Here is an 18,959-nt window from a genome sequence, read left to right as displayed (position 1 = left end):
ATCATTAAAAACATATAAACGTCATTTTTTTGGATTTAATCTGAATTTCAGTTTGATTATTAAATAATTATTATATTTTTGTACAATGATTCTTACGATTCTATTTCTATAAAGATTAATGGAAATTACTTAAAAATTCGAATCAAAATTTTAATTCTAATTAAAGCTTTATGGACATAAAAGAACTAATTTTTTATTATCAATCAAGATTTTTTGGTAAAAACAATGAAGAAAAATTAAATCAAGAATATTTGAACGAAATTCAGGAAATAAGAATGAATACCAATTTGGATGAAATTGACACTACAGCTTACAGTGAAAATACTAATAATAAGCAAGCTTCATAACCACGCTTTTTTTATGATTAATTAATTTAACGTTATTGTTAATTTATGACACTAAAATTAAATACAACTCATTTTTAAAGTGAAAAAATTCACATATTCATATTTTTTAACTAAATTAATAAAAATTATAAAAAACATCTTATGAGTTTTTCCAATATTCAGTTTTATTACTTAAATCGCTTTAATAAATCCAGTATCAATTTGGAGCATACTAACAAAGAGCTAACTAATGAGCTAGAGGCTATTTTGAAAAATAACGATTTACAACATCCTGATACTGGCGCTCAATCTGCTCCTGATAATAAAATTGCCTCATAACTTAGGCTCTTTGTAGGATCTTCAATTTATTTATTAATTTGAAGCTATAAATTGAACAATTTTATTAGCATCTTCTCTTGAGTTTTCGATAAAGTAGGTACTCGTTTTCATTCCTGATTTGATAACTCCTGCAACAAACACATTTGGCAATTCAGTCAGTAGTGTTTCTTTATCGTGAATAGGTTTTTTTTGAGCATCGTCACTTATAGGCACCCCCATTTTCCTGAATAACTTATAATCAGGTTGATACCCTGTCATTGCTAACACGAAATCATTTTCCAATATCACTTCTCCCGTAAGGGTTTGCAATACCACTGTACTTTCCGTAATTTCTTTTATCGTAGTTTCAAAAAAAGCTTTAATACTTCCCTCCTTGATACGGTTCTGAATATTTGGCTTAATCCAGTATTTTACCCTCGAATTTATTTCCGAACCCCTAACCATCATGGTCACTTCAGCATTTTTGTGATACAATTCCAACGCAATATCGCAAGCCGAATTAGCTGCCCCTATAACTAATACTTTTTTGCCTACATAAGGGTGCGCATCATCATAAAAATGCTTTACTTTAGGAAGCGATTCTCCTGGCACATTCATCATCCGTGCGGTATCATAAAAACCTGTACTAATAACTACATTTTTAGCTTTCAAAGTTCCTTTTGGTGTTTGTATACTGTATCCGCCACCTTGTAACTTTTGTAAAGCTTGGGCTTCGCAAAAGGTAATAATGTTTAAATTCCAAGTATCAACAACCCTACGGTAATATTCCAGGGCTTCGGATCGGGTAGGTTTATCGTTATGAGAAATAAATGGTACATCTCCAATTTCTAATAATTTAGACGTGGAAAAAAACGTCATGTTGGTAGGAAAGTTGTAAATGGAATTTACCAAAACTCCTTTTTCTAAAATTAACGCAGTCATGCCATGCTTTTGTGCTTCAATGGCGCAGCATAAGCCAATAGGTCCAGCACCTATAACTATCATATCATACGTTTGTGTATCCATATCGCATTTATCTATTTCTCCAAAAAAATGGGGTAAACAAAATTAAAACAGTAAACAGTTCTAAACGACCAATTAACATTAGAAATGAACACCACCATTTACCCACATCTGGTAATGAATTAAAATTATTTACTGGACTCAACTGTCCTAAACCTGGACCTACGTTTCCTAAGGAAGTAGCAGCACCTCCGATAGCGGTTTGAAAATCCAGTCCCATTAATCCAAATACTAGTGCTCCAATTATAAATGACAGCATATATAAAATAAAAAAGCCCAATATAGTAAATACAATTTCTCGGGTAACTGCTCTGTTATTATACCTAACCGGCAATACGGCATTAGGGTGCAAAGTCCGTTTAAATTCTAAAAAACCATTTTTTATAGTGATTATATGACGTACCACTTTAATCCCTCCCGAAGTAGAACCTGCGGAACCTCCTGAAAACATAAGCCCAAAAAATATTACCGTTAAAAAAGGCGTCCACATGGTATAATCAGCACTTACAAAACCTGTGGTTGTGACCACGGCGAGCACCTGAAAAATTGCATGCCTAAAGGAGCTTTCCGCTTTTCCCCAAACCATAGGATGTTCAATAGATGAATTTGCAGGGTCGGCTTGAAAATATATAAACAGCGCTACAATAATCGAAAAACCTAAAACGTAACCTGCGTAGTACCTAAATTCTTCATCATGCAATACTTTTTGAACCCTTCCCTTAAAAGCAAAATAGCTCAAAACAAAGTTTCCACCTGCCAAAAACATAAATAAAATAATAATCCATTGTATTAATGGATTATCGTTCCAATGAGCTGCACTGGCATTTTTAGTTGAAAATCCACCGGTTGAAAGTGTACTCAACGCATGATTAATGGCATCAAAAAAATTCATACCTGCCAATTTTAGCAAAATTGTTTCGGCAATGGTATAGCCCACATAAATTAACCAAAGGCGCTTTGCTGTATCTGTTATACGAGGATGAAGTTTATCCGCACTTGGCCCAGGCGCTTCTGCCGAAAATAATTGCATGCCACCAATACCTAATAAGGGTAAAATTGCTATTGCGAGCACTATAATTCCCATACCTCCTATCCAATGCGTTAAACTCCGCCAAAACAAAATACCTTTAGGCATAATTTCAATATCATCCAATATTGAGGCTCCTGTGGTGGTATAGCCCGACATCGTTTCAAAAAAAGCGTTGGTAAAATACGGGATTGAACCCGAAAATAAATAAGGTAACGTACCGCTAAAAGACATAAATATCCAACCGAATGTTACTACTATATACCCCTCTCGCTTTCCTAAATCTTTTTCATGCTCCCTTGTGAAGAACATAAAACTTAAACCTGTAAAAATCGTTAACATTGAAGCTAATGCCATTTTTATGGTAACTCCATCGTGATACAAGTAACTGACTAGCGTTGCCAATAACATAAACCCCCCATTGCAAAGCAAAAGCAGCCCCATGATAAAAAAAATAATCTTGTAATTTAACTTAGGCATCTACACAAAAAGTTTTTCTACTTGTACAATGGCTTTAGGAAGACAGCAAACTACCACTTTATCTGCTGGTTTTATTTTGAAATCTCCTAAAGGTATTAATCCTTCTTCGCCCCTTACGACACCCGCAATAATTGCCGAACGTGGAAAGTCAATTTCTTTAATAATAGTATTAGCTACTTTGGAGGTGTATTTAACTTCAAACTCCAACAACTCCGCATTCATATTATTTAGCTTTGTCATTGCCAATACTTCCCCTCTTCGCACATACCTAAATATAGAATTTGCAGCTAATAACTTTTTATTGATCAAAGTATCAACTCCTATAGAGTGTGATAACTGAAAATAATCCATATTTTCAACCAAAGCAATAGTTTTAGGCACTCCTTTTGACTTTGCTATTAAACAGGACATAATATTAGTTTCCGAATTACCTGTAACAGCAACAAAGGCATCCATGTCATGTAAATTCTCCTCCTCAAGCAGTTCTACATTGCGTCCATCGCCATTGATAACTAATGCTTTCGGAAGATTGTCCGCCAAATCAAATGCCCTTTCTGGTATTTTTTCAACCAGTTTGATATTGAATTTGTTGGCGCATAGATCTTTTGCAGATTTAGCTCCAATTTTACTTCCTCCCAAAATCATTACATCTTTGATTTTAGTTTTTTCCTTCCCAGTCAGTTTATACAATTCATCAACACCTTCTCGAGCCGTTATAAAATATACATGATCCCCTTTTCTAAACTCAGTTGATCCTCTTGGTATAATTGTAAATTGCGTACCCATTCGTTGTATAGCAATGGGTATAAAATGAAGTTCTGGAAAAATTTTAGCAGCTACCTGTACTGTTTTACCCACAAAAGGAGCTTCGCCCGAAAGGGTAGTCCCTACCATTATTAATGCTCCATTATCAAATTGATAAGTGTCATCAAAAGCAGATTGATTCAGCAATAAACTAATTTCATTGGCTGCTAGTGTTTCAGGCGAAATTAACTCATCAATACCAAACTTTTTAAAACCGATATCTTCATCATTGTTAATAAATTCAGTATTTGAAATATTGGCTATAGACTGTCCAACCCCCAATTCATTTGCCAATACACCAATAGTGATATTTGCAGTTTCAACACCAGTAACGGCAATAATTAAATCTGCCTTTCCTACATTGGCTTTTTTTAGTACACTAATGGATGTAGCATTTCCTTTCACTGCTCGAATATCCAGATGGTTTTCCGCATAAGCGAGTGCATCTTTATCTAAATCAATTAGTGTTATGTCCTGGGATTCAAACGAAAGTAGTTTTGCTAAGTGAAATCCAACTTCACCAGCTCCTGCAATAATAATCTTCATGCAATGCAAATTTTTAAAAGTGTTTGATCAGAAATAAATACACTTTTAATGCTCAACAAATATAATGTAATTAACAAAAACTAAAACATATTAAAAGGAGCTAATTTTTATTATCGCATACGTATTCAAAATCATATATTTGCCTAAATTTAAATTATGCTAAATAACATCACCCCATACAAAGATTCTGCAGCAAGTAAAAAAGAGCAAGTAGCCTCTATGTTTGATACTATTTCAGGGCATTATGATGGATTAAACCGTGTAATTTCATTCGGAATTGATATTAAGTGGCGTAATAAGGTGGTAGCGTTAGTTAAAAAAACGAATCCTCAACGTATTTTAGATGTAGCCACTGGCACTGGTGATTTGGCTATAAATCTTGTACGCACTGGGGCTACTGAAATTATTGGACTTGACATTTCAGCTGGAATGCTAGAGGTAGGAAAAGAAAAAATTTTCGAAAAAAAACTGGATGCTACTATTACAATGGTTTTGGGCGATGGTGAAAAAATTGATTATCCCAACGACCACTTTGATGCCATAACTGTTTCCTTTGGTGTAAGAAATTTTGAAAACTTAGAACAAGGACTTTCTGAAATTTTGAGGGTGCTAAAACCAGGTGGTATTTTCGTAGTCTTAGAAACCTCTATTCCTACAAAATTCCCTTTTAAACAAGGCTATACGTTTTACAGCAGACGTATTTTGCCGTTAATAGGAAAAGCTTTTTCTAAAGATAAGGTAGCTTACAAATACCTTTCTGAAAGTGCTGCTGTTTTCCCTTACGGAGAAGCATTCAACAATATTTTGACAAAAATTGGGTTTAAGAATACAGTAGCGCGTCCGCAAACGTTCGGTGTAGCTACCATTTATACCGCTACCAAATAATGATGAAGAGAATTTTAGCTATATGTTTTGTGTTTATTTGTGCTCAGCAAATTGGAGCCCAAGGAATTTTTACTAAAGAACGTTTATTAAATCGGGAAAACCATGACAAACAACGTTTCCGTTGGGGGTATTACCTTGGTTTTAATTCTTTAGATTTTAAAATAGACTACACCGCGGACAGAATTAACACATTGGCTGATGGCGTTACACCTACATCTCCCGATACTCAAGATATTGTAACCAATAAAGCACTTGGATTTAATGTTGGGTTAATAGGAAATTTACGCATTAACGATTATTTGGATTTACGTACGGAACCGGGAGTAATATTTAATACGCGCGAATTATTTTTTCCTAATTTAGGCCCCCAAAATAGTGATCAAATCAGAGAGGTTCAAACCACTGCCGTTCATATACCATTGCTTTTAAAACTTTCCACTAAACGTTTGAATAATTTTAAACCGTTTGTTGTTGGTGGTGTTTCGGCATCTATAAATCTTTCCAGTAACGAGAAAAATCCTGATGATAACAGTTCTGGTCAATTTAGAACAGCTACAAATTTTTACTCTTATGAACTAGGTTTCGGAATTGATTTCTTTTTGCCCTATTTTAAATTTACACCTTCAATTAGAGGTGTTTTTTCTACTACTGATGAAATCATACAAGACGAAGACCCCAATAGTAATTACACCAAACAAATAGATAAATTAAGTACCAGAGGGGTATTTATTAATTTTACTTTTCAATAGTTGATGGTTGATGGTTGATGGTTGATGGTTGATGGTTGATGGTTGATGGTTGATGGTTGATGGTTGATGGTTGATGGTTGATGGTTGATGGTTGATGGTTGATGGTTGATGGTTGATTTTTTTGGTAAACCAAAAAAATGGAGCTAATCCTTAAAGTAAAATCATTAAACCCAAAACTAACAACCAATATCAAGAGACAGACTTAAAACAATTGTTCTTCATTGTAATATATAACACTCCAACCTGACAACCCACAACTGACAACCCACAACTGACAACTCAAAACTCACAATCCTCAACTAAAAAACCTAAGCTCTTCTAAATTCACTTAAAAGAATAGCAGTTGCTGTGGCTACATTTAAACTTTCGGTCTTTTGTGTAGTACCAAATCTGGGAATAGCAATACGCTCATTTACCAATTGGGCAATTTTAGGACTAATTCCATTAGCTTCATTACCCATAATAAGTAAACCTTCTTGCGGAAGCTGCTTTTGGTATACGTTTATGCCGTCCATAAAAGTTCCATAAACTGGAAGCTTACTAACTTTAATATACTGCTCAATGTCAGTATACATTACTTTAACCCGCGTTAACGAACCCATAGTAGCCTGAACTACTTTTGGATTATAACAATCAACAGTTTCCACTGAACATATTACTTGTATCACCCCAAACCAATCACACAAACGAATGATAGTTCCTAAATTTCCTGGGTCTTTAACATCATCAAGTACAACTTGCAATCCTGAACTTACATATTGAGACGCTCCATTTGAAATTTTAAATACTGCTACTGCCTTTTGAGGTGTTGTTAAAAAAGAAAGTTGCGATAATTCCAAAACGGAAACCGTGTTTAGTTTGTTCCGATCAACTTCTTTAAAAAGGTGAATTTCGGACTCAAGTACAAAAATTTGTTGTAAAATGTAATGTGTCTCTAAAAATTCACGAATTACTTTTATACCTTCAACAACAAATAAACCATGTTGTTTTCGGTATTTTTTTTGTTTTAAACTACGTATTAATTTTTTTTGGTTTTTGCTAACCATACAAATAATGTACATTTGACTCCAATAACTACACTTTAGTAATTAATTGAATAGATTTTTTGTAAAAATATCACTTATTCTGCTACTACCGCTTATAATTTTAAGTTGTAATGTCGTAAAAAAAGTTTCTGAAAATGAAAGCCTGCTTACTGAAAATACCATTTTAGTTAACGGCGAAAAAACTAAGAACAACAAGCTTTATGACTATTTAGTGCAACAGCCAAACAAAAAACTTTTAGGAATACCTTTTAAATTGGGTATTTACAATTTAAGTAAAGATGATGCTGATTCTACTTATGTTAACAGGTTAGCAAATAATCCGCGAAGAAAAAAACGTTTAGCCAAACTACTCTCAAAAAAACAAGTCAACCGTATTGCTAAACGCAAAGCAAATTTTAATGATTGGCTAAAAAAAACTGGAGAGCCTCCCGTAATTAATAGAAAAAGTAAGATTGAAAAATCTCAAAAAAAGTTAGAAGCTTATTTTTGGAACAAGGGATGGTTTAATGTTACTTCCTCGCATAAAATTACCCCTGTAGACAGCTTAAAGTCCGCAGTGTCCTACAATATTACTACTCGAAAACCTTATGTTGTGGATAGTATTGGTGTGCAAATAAATTCAGCAATAGCTGATTCCATTTACCAAAAACACCAACACAAATCACTTTTAAAAAGTGGACAACAATACAACACCATTGAACTTGAAAATGAACGAAATCGAATTACAAATCGCCTCCGAAATGAAGGCCTTTTTCATTTTGAACGTGATTTTATAAAATTTGAAGCGGATACCATAAATACCAACAAAAAAGTAAATCTGACTTTAAATATTAATAACAGACCCATAACCTTAAATGACTCCACCGCGCAAGTACCTTTTAAGGTACACACTATAAGTAAAGTCAATATTTTTACTGACACTGCCCTAAAAAATAAGTCAAAAAAACTACAGGATAGCGCTACTTATAAAGGTTTTGAACTATTTAGTTTCAATAAACTGAAATTTAAACCAAAAGCAATTACTAACGCTGTTTTTTTAACACCAAATTCAATTTACAGGGATAGTTTACGGACACTGACTTACAATTCACTAAATAGTTTGGGAGTATTTAAATATCCTAGTATTACCTTTCAGGAAGATGGTAGGGATCCTAAAGGAGAAGATTTAATTGCGAATATTTTTTTAACACCCCGAAAAAAATATGCCATTGGTTTTAATTTTGATGTTTCTACATCTATTATTCAGGATATTGGATTGGGGTTTGGAGGTTCCTTACTGATCCGTAATGTATTTCGAAGAGCTGAGTCTTTTGAAATTTCAGCACGTAGTAATATTGGATCATCAAGGGATGTAGCTGATAGCGATGAAAAATTTTTTAATATTTCCGAGTTAGGCTTGGATGCCAAACTTAGTTTTCCGCGAATTTTATTTCCACTAAGGACAGATAAAATCATTAAAAAATCAAGTGCTCCTCAAACCAGCATCAACCTAGGTATTACTACACAACAAAATATTGGACTGGATAAAGAGAGTGTTTCGGGTATTTTTAATTACAAATGGAAACCTAACAGAGTACTTTCTAATCAATTTGATCTTTTTGGCTTGCAATATGTCCGAAATTTAAATGCACAAAATTATTTTAACGTCTATCAAAATTCTTATAATCGCCTGAATGATATTGCCCAAAATGTACTTGACACAAATAGTCCCTTTTTTAACGACAATAATAATTTAGATATTTTGTCAGGAGCAGATCAATTTATTAACAGTGTCATAAATGGTACAATTGTTACTAGCACCAATCAGTTGAATGATGTTAGAAATATTTCCGAACGTAAAAATCGACTTACAGAAGACAATTTGATTTTAACCACCAGTTATAGTTTTATTAACGATACGCGTAAAAATTTGTACGATGAAGATTTTTCTCGTTTTCGTTTAAAAATTGAAAGTGCTGGTAGTTTTTTATCCACTATTGCTGGCATAGCAAATAGAGAAAGAAACGAGGATGACAACTTTGACCTTTTTGGGGTGGAATTTTCTCAATTTATTAAACTTGAATCAGAATATATTAAGCACTGGGATTTTGGAGATAAAAATGTTTTAGCCGTACGAGGTTTTGGTGGGGTTGCTTTTCCTTACGGAAACTCCAACTCCATCCCATTTTCGCAAAGTTATTTTGGAGGAGGATCTAATGACAATAGAGCGTGGACGCCTTATGATTTAGGCCCTGGAAGAAGCAGTGGCCGAAATGAATTTAATGAAGCCAATTTAAAACTTGCTTTTAATATTGAATACCGCTTTAATTTAGCAGGAGCTTTAAACGGTGCCTTGTTTGCAGATGCTGGAAATATTTGGAATGTGCTTGATAGTTTTGAAGACGAAGAAGATGTTAATTTTTCTGGCTTTAAAGATTTATCAGAACTTGCACTAGGATCGGGACTTGGATTGCGCTATGATTTTAGCTTTTTTGTGCTGCGTTTGGATGCGGCTTGGAAAATTTTTAATCCTGCCCGAATTGATAACAGGCCTTGGCTGACCGAACTAAATTTCTCAAAAACCGTGTTCAACGTAGGAATTAACTATCCGTTTTAACGACCAAATAAGAACCAGCATCTTACAAGTCGATATGATGATTATTTATTTACCGAACACTACTTACTGTAATTTACAACCTAATTACTAAAAACATAATAAGGTATTCTGCTTTAAAACAGGAATTGTTTTTATGCGCTTTTTCAATAGAAATTCATTACTTTTATGCCTTTAAAATAAACAAAAAACTAATGAGTCATAACATTAAACCAGGAGTAGTAACCGGAGACGATGTACAAGCGTTATTTAAATATGCCAAAGAAAAAGGCTTTGCAATGCCTGCTGTAAACGTAATTGGATCAAATACAATTAATGCAGTTTTGGAAACCGCCGCTGAATTAAATTCACCTGTTTTTATTCAATTTTCAAATGGAGGTGCTCAATTTAATGCTGGTAAAGGCCTTTCCAATGAGGGGCAAAAGGCGGCCATTGCCGGAGCAATTGCTGGCGCTAAACATGTACATTTAATGGCTGAAGCTTACGGTGTCCCTGTAGTAATGCATACGGATCACTGTGCTAAAAAACTACTTCCTTGGATTGATGGATTACTTGATGCTGGTGAAGAGTTTTACAAGCAAACGGGCAAGCCTTTATATTCTTCTCATATGATTGATCTTTCTGAAGAGCCATTAGAAGAAAACATTGAAATTTGCAAAACATACCTTGAGCGCATGAGCAAAATGGGAATGACTTTAGAAATTGAATTAGGAATCACAGGTGGTGAAGAAGATGGTGTAGACAACAGCGATGTTGATGTTTCTAAATTATACACACAACCTGAAGAGGTAGATTACGCATATACTGAATTAAGCAAAGTAAGTGATAAATTTACTATTGCTGCTGCTTTTGGAAATGTACACGGGGTATATAAACCTGGAAATGTAAAGTTAACGCCAAAAATTTTATTAAATTCACAAGAGTATGTTACCAAAAAGCATGGGGTAGAAAAAAATCACATTGATTTTGTATTCCATGGTGGTTCAGGTTCAACGGTTGAAGAAATTAGAGAAGCTATTGGTTACGGAGTAGTAAAAATGAACATTGATACTGATTTACAATTTGCTTTTTGCGATGGTATCCGTGATTATATGGTGAATAACGAAGCGTACTTAAAAACGCAAATCGGAAATCCTGAAGGAGCTTCTGAACCAAATAAAAAACACTACGACCCTAGGAAATGGTTGCGTGTTGGAGAACAAACCTTCGTAACGCGTTTAAAGAAAGCATTTGCTGACTTAAATAACGTTAACACACTGTAAATCCTTATAGGTTTCAATATAAATTTGCAATCTATACTTTATAAAGAAAAGTCAGACTAAGTACACTGCTGATACGTTTATTTTTATGAACAACAAACAGTAAACACTTATTAGTCTGACTTTTTTGGCAATTAATTTTAAACAATACTTATGGCTTGGTTTAAAAGAAAAGAAAAAGGAATACAAACTCCTACCGAAGAAAAAAAAGATGTACCAAAGGGGCTTTGGTACAAATCACCAACTGGAAAAGTAATTGAAGCTAAAGAGCTTGAAAAAAACTTTTACGTCAGTCCCGAAGATGGTTACCACGTCCGAATTGGAAGTGCAGAATACTTTAATATCATGTTTGATAATAACGAGTTTAAAGAACTTGATAAAAACATGACCTCAAAAGATCCTTTGAAATTTGAGGATAAAAAGAAATATACGGATCGTTTAAAACAAGCGCAATCTAAAACCAAATTAAAAGATGCTGTCCGTACGGCTGTTGGCAAGTCCAACGGAAATGAGTTAGTGATTGCCTGTATGGATTTTGCTTTTATTGGTGGCTCCATGGGAAGTGTTATGGGCGAAAAAATAGCACGCGCTATTGATTATGCCATTGCTCACAAGCTCCCGGTAATGATTATTTCAAAATCGGGTGGCGCTCGTATGATGGAAGCTGCTCACTCACTTATGCAAATGGCTAAAGTTTCGGCAAAATTAAGTTTACTATCAAAAAAAGGATTGCCTTACGTGTCATTATGTACTGATCCTACCACTGGTGGAATTACAGCGTCATTTGCCATGCTTGGTGATATTAATATTGCCGAACCTGGTGCCTTAATTGCATTTGCAGGTCCACGTGTGGTGCGTGATACTACAGGAAAAGAACTCCCTGATGGTTTTCAAACATCTGAATTTTTATTGGAACACGGCTTTTTAGATTTTATTGTACATCGAAAAGATCTTAAAAATAAAGTAAACAAGTACTTAAATCTTATTTTAAATAAACCATTAGCTACTACTGAATAGTACTAATTAAATTATAGCGAAATAAACCGTTTTCTTTTCAGAAAGCGGTTTTCTTTTTTAAGCAACTTTTACACTATAACAGCTTTAAATTACGTTTATAACTTACAATACTGTTTCGCTCATTATATGACCCATTTAAAATGGTCTTTTTTTGCTTGAAACTTTAAAATAAAATTTCAGCGATGCTCAAGCTAAATGAAGGTTTTCTTTTTTGTCCAAATAAAAAATTTAAATTTTTATTTGAGTAATTTAAAATCCGAATTGTACTAAAAATCAATGTTATGAAGACTATACTACTTAAACTATTTGTTTCATTACTCATCACCAGTTGCACTTCTGACGAAAGTCAACAACCTGCAAACAATGACAATATGGATAATATTAATCCTTCCGTAACTTCCAAAGACACTATGTCCACAGATGGTGTGCAAAACGTAACCGTAAGCGGAAATGAAAATGAATACACTTTTAGTGTCACTGTTAAAAGTCCTGATACTGGTTGCGATCAATATGCCGACTGGTGGGAAGTTATAGACTTGGAAGGCAATTTAATTTACCGAAGAATTTTGGTCCACAGCCACGTAAACGAGCAACCATTTGCACGCTCTGGCGGTAAGGTTTCCATTACAAGTAAGCAACAAGTAATTGTTAGGGCACATATGAATACTAGCGGATATTTACCCCAAGTGAGTAAAGGTACTGTTGCCAATGGATTTTCAAATGAAGCTTTTGACACTAAACAATTTGAAGATGCGGCTCAAAAAGGAAATCTTCCTACTAATTGTGCTTTTTAATACTTTGATTGTTCTGGTTCAACTATATTATAAATAACTTTTAATAGAATCAATTTCATAAATGTAAGTATTCATTTGCTATGCAAATAGCTAACCTTACTACTTACAATACATTAAAACACTATAGTATTTATTACTTATATTGCAATTTCAAATCAATTAACTACACTTAAAATGCGAATTATATTTTCAGTAATTATTACTGCGCTCTTATTATTTTCTTGTAAAAAAGAAACAAACCAAAAACCTATTCCTACCACAAATAATGTTGCTTTAAACCAACTTAAATCAAATCAATTTAAAATTGAAGGTGAGTTCCAGCAGTTTAAAGACAGTACAATGGTTGGTTTATTTATTGATAATGAAATAGTAGACTCTACTTATATTTTCAACAAAAAATTTGAGTTTAAAGGCGACTTCACTGAACCTATTGATGCTAGAATTTTAGTTAAACAAACGCCATTTTTTGCTGATTTTTGGATCGAAAACGGGGTAATTTCTATAAAAAACACCACTGGCAAACGCCTGGATACAAAAATAGTAGGTGGTAAAGTACAAACTGAAGAAAACATATTGACTGAAAAAATAGTTACCGTATCCAAAAAGCGAGATAGTTTATACAGCATTTTATCAAACCCTGAACTAGACCCTAACACCAAAACAAAAACCAACAACTACCTTGATGTACTACAAGAACAAGAAAAACAAATGTGCTTTTCTTTTTTAGAAACGTACCCAAGCTCAGTAGTAAGTATGCGTTTATTAAATATTTTTAAAGGAATTTGGAAAAAAGATGAAGTAGCCAGCATCTATAAACAAGCGGATAATAAAACTAAACAAACCAAATACGGTAAAATTATTGGAACATTTTTAAAACTAAGTGGAAACCCGAAAAAAGGAGATAGTTACACGGATTTTACCCAAAATGACATTACTGGAAAACCTGTTACATTTTCCGAAGTAAAAAAGAAATATACATTATTAGATTTTTGGTCGTCATGGTGTAGGCCTTGCCAAAAATTAAATCCTGAATTTAAAAAAGTATATGATGAATTTAAAGATAAAGGATTTGAAATTGTAGCTATTTCTTTTGATCAAAATAAGGATGTTTGGAATAATGCAGTAAAAAGAGATCGTACAAACTGGATTCATTTAAGCAGTTTGGAAGGATGGGAAAACCCAGTGGGCTACATGTATGGAGTTAACAATGTTCCTGAAAACTTTTTAATTGATGCCAATGGTACTATTGTGGAAACAAAAATTAACCCTAACAAACTTCGAAAAGTATTATCAAAAGCTTTAAAATAAGAATTCCCTTAACTAAAATTTTAGTATCCCTAAAATAGATTAGTATCAGAAAAAAGAATATATTTGCACCCTTGAAAGAAAACCTTTCAAATACATAAGAATCATTTAAATAATATTGGAATGTATTTAACAAAAGAAGTTAAAGAGGAAATCTTTGCTAAACACGGTAAAGGTAAAAATGACAGTGGAACTGCAGAAGCACAAATTGCTTTATTTACGCACAGAATTACACACCTAACTGAGCACTTGAAAAAAAATCGTAAAGATTATAATACTGAACGTTCATTAGTAAAATTAGTAGGTAAACGCAGAAGCTTACTAGATTACTTAATCAAAAAAGACATTTTAAGATACCGTGCTATTGTAAAAGAGCTTGGTTTAAGAAAATAAGTCATCAATACTTTAAAAAGCGGAGCTTGCAGCTCCGCTTTTTTTTATCTGCAAATAGTAAAGAAAAACGTATCTTCGTTAACATACAAAAACAAATTTAATTGTACTTACGTAATTTTCCGAAATACATTAAATGTAGATATAAATACTTATTACCAGAAATAATGTAAAATACAATTAAGTTTTATGCTGTTTTTGGTAAGATATAAATTGTCTCCCTTGCAAAGGAACTTCTCGCGAAGCTTAGCAACACAACAACCAATGATTTGCCACCAACAAATCGAGACAAACTAAAATGAATTAAACAAATTATGATTCCACAAGTCTTTAAGGAGGTCATTGACCTAGGTGACGGTAGAGAAATTACTATCGAAACCGGAAAATTAGCAAAACAAGCCCACGGGTCTGTTGTTGTGACTATGGGTAAAACCATGTTGCTTTGTACCGTAGTTTCTAATTATGAGCAAAGTAATGTTGATTTTTTACCCCTTACGGTAGATTACCGTGAAAAATTTGCCGCTGCGGGTCGTTACCCTGGTGGTTTCTTTAAAAGAGAAGCGCGTCCTAGTACCGAAGAAATATTAGTTATGCGAATAGTAGATCGTGTATTGCGTCCACTATTCCCTAAGGATTACCATGCCGAAACACAGATTATGATACAATTAATGTCTCATGATCCGGAGGTGATGCCTGATGCCCTTGCCGGCTTGGCTGCATCAACGGCTATTCAACTATCGGACATTCCTTTTGAAACTCCAATTTCAGAAGTGAGAGTAAGCCGAGTTGATGGTCAATTTATTGTAAACCCTAGCTTTGAACAATTAGCTGCTTCTGATATTGATATGGTTATCGGTGCATCTGCCGATTCTGTAATGATGGTAGAGGGTGAAATGGACGAAATTTCTGAAGAAGAAATGATCGAAGCCATTAAAGTGGCTCATGAAGCTATAAAAGTACAATGTGCTGCGCAAGTAAAATTAGCAGAAGCTTTTGGCAAAAAAGAAACACGTGAATATACCGCTGAAGATGCTGATGAAGATTTAGCAAAGGTAGTGAATGAGTTTGCTTATGATAAGTGTTATGCTATTGCAAAACAAGCTTCGTCCAAAAAAGATAGGGGTGCCGCTTTCGCAGAAGTAAAGGAGGCATTAAAAGCGCAATATTCTGAAGAGGAATTAGAAGAAAAAGGCGCTTTAATTTCCAAATACTTTAACAAATCGCAAAAAGAAGCCGTTCGTAACTTAACTTTGGAAGAAGGTATTCGTTTAGATGGTCGTAAGACTACTGATATTCGTCCAATATGGTGTGAAATAGATTATTTACCAACAACTCACGGTTCTTCTATTTTTACTCGTGGTGAAACTCAAGCTTTAGCTACAGTAACTTTAGGAACATCTCGTGATGCTAATATGATCGATAATCCTTCGCAAGAAGGTGAAGAGCGTTTCTATTTACATTACAACTTCCCTCCTTTTTCTACTGGAGAAGCTAGACCTTTAAGAGGAACTTCACGCCGTGAGGTAGGGCATGGAAATTTAGCGCAACGTGCATTAAAAGGAATGATCCCTGAAGATTGCCCTTATACAGTTCGTGTAGTTTCAGAAATTTTAGAATCTAACGGTTCTTCATCTATGGCAACTGTATGTGCGGGTACAATGGCATTAATGGATGCAGGTGTTCAGATTAAAAAACCTGTTTCGGGTATTGCTATGGGATTAATTTCTGATGGTGATCGCTATGCGGTATTATCTGATATTTTAGGTGATGAAGATCACTTAGGAGACATGGACTTTAAAGTTACAGGTACAGAAGATGGTATTACTGCATGCCAAATGGATATCAAAGTTAAAGGCTTAAGCTATGAGATTTTGGTAAATGCATTAAAACAAGCACGTGACGGTCGTTTACATATTTTAAGTAAACTTACAGAAACTATAACTGCACCAGCAACTGACGTTAAAAATCACGCTCCAAAAATGGTGACTCGTGTAATTCCAAATGAATTTATTGGAGCATTAATTGGCCCTGGGGGTAAAAATATTCAAGAGTTACAAAAAACTACAGGTACTACTATTGTAATTAACGAAGATCCTGTTACTGAAGAAGGTATTGTAGAGATTTTAGGAACTGGAGCAGATGGAATTGATGCTGTTTTAGCTCGAATTGAGTCTATGTTATTCAAACCACAAGTGGGAAGCGTGTACGAAGTTAAAGTAATTAAAATACTTGACTTTGGTGCTGTTGTTGAATACAAAGAAGCTCCTGGTAACGAAGTACTATTACACGTATCCGAATTTGCATGGGAACGTGTTGAAAACGTTACCGATGTACTTAATTTAGGTGATGAACTTGATGTGAAATACTTTGGTACAGACCCAAGAACTCGTAAAGAAAAAGTTTCAAGGAAAGCTTTACTTCCAAAACCTGAAGGTTATGTGGCTCGCCCACCAAGAGATGACAAAGGAAAAGGAAGAGATAACAGAGGAAGAGACAATCGTGATCGTAAGCCTCGTGAAAAAAGAGATTAACCCACCAGTGAGCTTATTCTTTTAAATAAATTACTATTAAAACACCTCAACAAATTTAATTTGTTGAGGTGTTTTTTTTACATACAAACAAGCATTTAAAAGATACATTCGTTAGCGCTTTGTTAAGGTTACTCATAGATCCTTAGTTTTTATTATTTTAGAAAAAAAATAACGTTGTTTTATGAAACATGTTTTACTTCTATTTTTATTTCTAATTTGTTTGCATCCCACCTTCGCGCAAAGCGATAAAAAAATTTACGATATAATTGAAAGTGTATCGGACAAACGTATTGAAAAAGACATTCGTAAACTTGCTGGCTTTGGCACCCGAAATACATTTAGTGATACCATTTCCGAAACCAGAGGAATTGGAGCTGCCAGGCGTTGGATAAAAGCTGAATTTGATAATATATCAAAAGCATGTAATCAATGTTTGGATGTGACTTACCAAAAAGATTTTGTTACTAAAAGTATGGGCAAACGAGTCCCTAAAGATGCTTGGGTGGTCAATGTCCTTGCTATTCAAAAAGGTACAAAATACCCCAACCGTTATGTTATTATGAGCGGTGATATTGATTCTCGCGCAAGCGATACTATGGATTTTACTACCGATGCACCAGGTGCGAATGATAATGCCAGTGGTATGGCTGGTACTATTGAAGCCGCCAGGGTACTTTCAAAATACACTTTTGAGAGCAGTATAATTTACGTTGGCCTGTCGGGAGAAGAGCAAGGTTTATTCGGGGGTGCTGGTTTAGCTAAATATGCAAAAGAAAAAAACTGGGAAATTATTGGCGTACTCAACAATGATATGATTGGCAATATTAAAGGAGTTGATGGGGTGATTGACAATCGCTCTTTTCGTATTTTTTCGGAACCTACAAATACAACAGATACTGAAGAACAAATAAAGCGTAGACGCTATTACGGGGGCGAAGTTGATGGTATTTCGCGTCAATTAGCCCGCTATATACACAAAAACGTTAAAAAATACATGCCCGAAATGAATCCGATGCTCATTTACCGTTTGGATCGTTTTGGCCGTGGTGGGCATCACAAACCTTTTAATGATATCGGGTTTGCTGGTATTCGAATTATGGAAGCTCATGAAAATTACACCCAACAACATCAGGACATACGTACCGAAAATGGTATTGATTACGGTGACACTGTGGAACACGTGAATTTTGGGTATGCAGCAAAACTCACCGCCGTTAATGCTATCAATTTAGCGTATTTGGCTTGGGCACCCCCTGCTCCTACCGAGGTTAAAATTGGTGGTATTGTAGAGGCTTCTGCAAAATTGAAATGGAAAAAAGTCCCTGATAGCAACGTAAAAGGGTATAAAATATACTGGCGAAACACTACTTCACCCACCTGGGATCACAGTCGTTATGTTGGAAATGTAAATCAATTTACTTTAAAGGGTATTGTTATTGACAATTATTTTTTTGGTATAGCTAGTGTAAATAATGAAGGTATTGAAAGTCCTGTTGTTTTCCCGCAAGGCGTTTTTAGGTAAAAATTATTTAATTACAAATACTTTTTTACACTAAAAGGCAAATAAACTGTAACCTCTTTAACTATGATTGCTATTTATTTTTATGAATAGGTTTACTTTTCAACTAAGTTTTGTCTTTTATTTTAAAGTATCAAGCAAAAAGAACCCTTTAAAGGGGTTAGCTGTTATAACTGACATGATTTACAAACAAAAATTTCGCATGTATCTTGTGTCTTTTTGTACAAAATTCTTAATAATAAGTCTTGTAATTCCTACATTTAAAATCTTCAAAAGGTAAATTATTAAAACAATATTGAATACTAAAAGCAATCAACTTACTCCATATAAGACTGCCAAGTTATCAG

The 18,959-nt window shown here is 34.2% G+C and carries 16 protein-coding genes; 12 read left to right on the top strand and 4 right to left on the bottom strand.

All coding sequences use genetic code 11. The annotated features are described in order from the left end of the window. The first annotated feature begins 170 nt into the window (after positions 1-170). Positions 171-347, top strand: a complete 177-nt coding sequence (locus GMC_RS21690) for a hypothetical protein (RefSeq protein WP_157998156.1) — start codon at positions 171-173, stop codon at positions 345-347. Between the two features lie 141 nt (positions 348-488). After that, entirely contained in the window at positions 489-665 is a 177-nt protein-coding gene (locus tag GMC_RS21685) for a hypothetical protein (RefSeq protein ID WP_157998155.1), read from the top strand. 33 nt (positions 666-698) lie between these two features. On the opposite strand, the gene GMC_RS0109390 is transcribed toward GMC_RS21685, so the two are convergent. The 3 genes from GMC_RS0109390 to trkA are packed head-to-tail and all read right to left on the bottom strand — an operon-like array spanning position 699 to position 4,524. Continuing rightward, positions 699-1,670, bottom strand: a complete 972-nt coding sequence (locus GMC_RS0109390; protein ID WP_010521889.1) for a YpdA family putative bacillithiol disulfide reductase — start codon at positions 1,668-1,670, stop codon at positions 699-701. Positions 1,671-1,677: 7 nt separating this feature from the next. Continuing rightward, complete coding sequence (locus GMC_RS0109385) at positions 1,678-3,174, bottom strand: TrkH family potassium uptake protein (protein ID WP_010521888.1); 1,497 nt, start codon at positions 3,172-3,174, stop codon at positions 1,678-1,680. Then, on the bottom strand, positions 3,175-4,524 hold the full coding sequence (gene trkA / locus GMC_RS0109380) for a Trk system potassium transporter TrkA (protein ID WP_010521887.1): 1,350 nt from the start codon (positions 4,522-4,524) through the stop codon (positions 3,175-3,177). Between the two features lie 156 nt (positions 4,525-4,680). Here trkA and ubiE point away from each other — a divergent pair, with 156 nt between their 5' ends. Both ubiE and porT read left to right on the top strand, forming a co-directional pair. Next, entirely contained in the window at positions 4,681-5,409 is a 729-nt protein-coding gene (gene ubiE / locus GMC_RS0109375; protein ID WP_010521886.1) for a bifunctional demethylmenaquinone methyltransferase/2-methoxy-6-polyprenyl-1,4-benzoquinol methylase UbiE, read from the top strand. A 2-nt stretch (positions 5,410-5,411) separates the two neighbouring features. Further along, entirely contained in the window at positions 5,412-6,158 is a 747-nt protein-coding gene (gene porT / locus GMC_RS0109370; RefSeq protein WP_010521885.1) for a type IX secretion/gliding motility protein PorT/SprT, read from the top strand. A gap of 308 nt (positions 6,159-6,466) precedes the next feature. Here the strand turns inward: porT and GMC_RS0109365 are convergent, their stop codons facing one another. Next, positions 6,467-7,204 carry a TrmH family RNA methyltransferase gene (locus GMC_RS0109365; RefSeq protein ID WP_010521884.1) on the bottom strand — a complete coding sequence of 246 codons (738 nt, stop codon included), beginning with the start codon at positions 7,202-7,204 and terminating at the stop codon, positions 6,467-6,469. A gap of 46 nt (positions 7,205-7,250) precedes the next feature. On the opposite strand from GMC_RS0109365, the gene tamL reads away from it, so the two are divergent. From tamL to GMC_RS0109325, 8 genes are all read left to right on the top strand, one after another. After that, positions 7,251-9,800, top strand: coding sequence for a translocation and assembly module lipoprotein TamL (gene tamL / locus GMC_RS0109360; RefSeq protein ID WP_010521883.1), 2,550 nt, complete (start codon positions 7,251-7,253; stop codon positions 9,798-9,800). 191 nt (positions 9,801-9,991) lie between these two features. Next, positions 9,992-11,059: a class II fructose-bisphosphate aldolase gene (gene fbaA / locus GMC_RS0109355; RefSeq protein WP_010521882.1), complete on the top strand. Its 1,068-nt coding sequence runs from the start codon at positions 9,992-9,994 to the stop codon at positions 11,057-11,059. Positions 11,060-11,209: 150 nt separating this feature from the next. After that, positions 11,210-12,073: an acetyl-CoA carboxylase, carboxyltransferase subunit beta gene (gene accD, locus GMC_RS0109350; RefSeq protein WP_010521881.1), complete on the top strand. Its 864-nt coding sequence runs from the start codon at positions 11,210-11,212 to the stop codon at positions 12,071-12,073. Positions 12,074-12,354: 281 nt separating this feature from the next. Next, positions 12,355-12,867 (top strand): hypothetical protein, encoded by a 513-nt coding sequence (locus GMC_RS0109345; RefSeq protein WP_010521880.1) that lies wholly within the window; start codon positions 12,355-12,357, stop codon positions 12,865-12,867. A 174-nt stretch (positions 12,868-13,041) separates the two neighbouring features. Then, positions 13,042-14,175 carry a TlpA disulfide reductase family protein gene (locus tag GMC_RS20670; RefSeq protein WP_010521879.1) on the top strand — a complete coding sequence of 378 codons (1,134 nt, stop codon included), beginning with the start codon at positions 13,042-13,044 and terminating at the stop codon, positions 14,173-14,175. 120 nt (positions 14,176-14,295) lie between these two features. Next, positions 14,296-14,565 (top strand): 30S ribosomal protein S15, encoded by a 270-nt coding sequence (rpsO, locus tag GMC_RS0109335; protein WP_010521878.1) that lies wholly within the window; start codon positions 14,296-14,298, stop codon positions 14,563-14,565. A 311-nt stretch (positions 14,566-14,876) separates the two neighbouring features. After that, positions 14,877-17,093 (top strand): polyribonucleotide nucleotidyltransferase, encoded by a 2,217-nt coding sequence (locus tag GMC_RS0109330; protein ID WP_010521877.1) that lies wholly within the window; start codon positions 14,877-14,879, stop codon positions 17,091-17,093. Between the two features lie 181 nt (positions 17,094-17,274). Further along, a complete protein-coding gene (locus GMC_RS0109325; protein ID WP_010521876.1) occupies positions 17,275-18,615 on the top strand; it encodes a M28 family peptidase in 1,341 nt (446 codons plus the stop codon). Positions 18,616-18,959 lie beyond the last annotated feature (344 nt).

It is taken from the genome of Aquimarina agarivorans, from assembly GCF_000218485.1.
GTDB lineage: Bacteria > Bacteroidota > Bacteroidia > Flavobacteriales > Flavobacteriaceae > Aquimarina > Aquimarina agarivorans.
This window is presented reverse-complemented; position numbering and strand designations above follow the sequence as displayed.

Bases quoted from the DNA above. Each gene is read 5' to 3' on its own strand.
- GMC_RS21690 (WP_157998156.1), top strand. From the start codon at position 171: ATGGACATAAAAGAACTAATTTTTTATTATCAATCAAGATTTTTTGGT.
- GMC_RS21685 (WP_157998155.1), top strand. From the start codon at position 489: ATGAGTTTTTCCAATATTCAGTTTTATTACTTAAATCGCTTTAATAAA.
- GMC_RS0109390 (WP_010521889.1), bottom strand. From the start codon at position 1,670: ATGGATACACAAACGTATGATATGATAGTTATAGGTGCTGGACCTATT.
- GMC_RS0109385 (WP_010521888.1), bottom strand. From the start codon at position 3,174: ATGCCTAAGTTAAATTACAAGATTATTTTTTTTATCATGGGGCTGCTT.
- trkA (WP_010521887.1), bottom strand. From the start codon at position 4,524: ATGAAGATTATTATTGCAGGAGCTGGTGAAGTTGGATTTCACTTAGCA.
- ubiE (WP_010521886.1), top strand. From the start codon at position 4,681: ATGCTAAATAACATCACCCCATACAAAGATTCTGCAGCAAGTAAAAAA.
- porT (WP_010521885.1), top strand. From the start codon at position 5,412: ATGAAGAGAATTTTAGCTATATGTTTTGTGTTTATTTGTGCTCAGCAA.
- GMC_RS0109365 (WP_010521884.1), bottom strand. From the start codon at position 7,204: ATGGTTAGCAAAAACCAAAAAAAATTAATACGTAGTTTAAAACAAAAA.
- fbaA (WP_010521882.1), top strand. From the start codon at position 9,992: ATGAGTCATAACATTAAACCAGGAGTAGTAACCGGAGACGATGTACAA.
- accD (WP_010521881.1), top strand. From the start codon at position 11,210: ATGGCTTGGTTTAAAAGAAAAGAAAAAGGAATACAAACTCCTACCGAA.
- GMC_RS0109345 (WP_010521880.1), top strand. From the start codon at position 12,355: ATGAAGACTATACTACTTAAACTATTTGTTTCATTACTCATCACCAGT.
- GMC_RS20670 (WP_010521879.1), top strand. From the start codon at position 13,042: ATGCGAATTATATTTTCAGTAATTATTACTGCGCTCTTATTATTTTCT.
- rpsO (WP_010521878.1), top strand. From the start codon at position 14,296: ATGTATTTAACAAAAGAAGTTAAAGAGGAAATCTTTGCTAAACACGGT.
- GMC_RS0109330 (WP_010521877.1), top strand. From the start codon at position 14,877: ATGATTCCACAAGTCTTTAAGGAGGTCATTGACCTAGGTGACGGTAGA.
- GMC_RS0109325 (WP_010521876.1), top strand. From the start codon at position 17,275: ATGAAACATGTTTTACTTCTATTTTTATTTCTAATTTGTTTGCATCCC.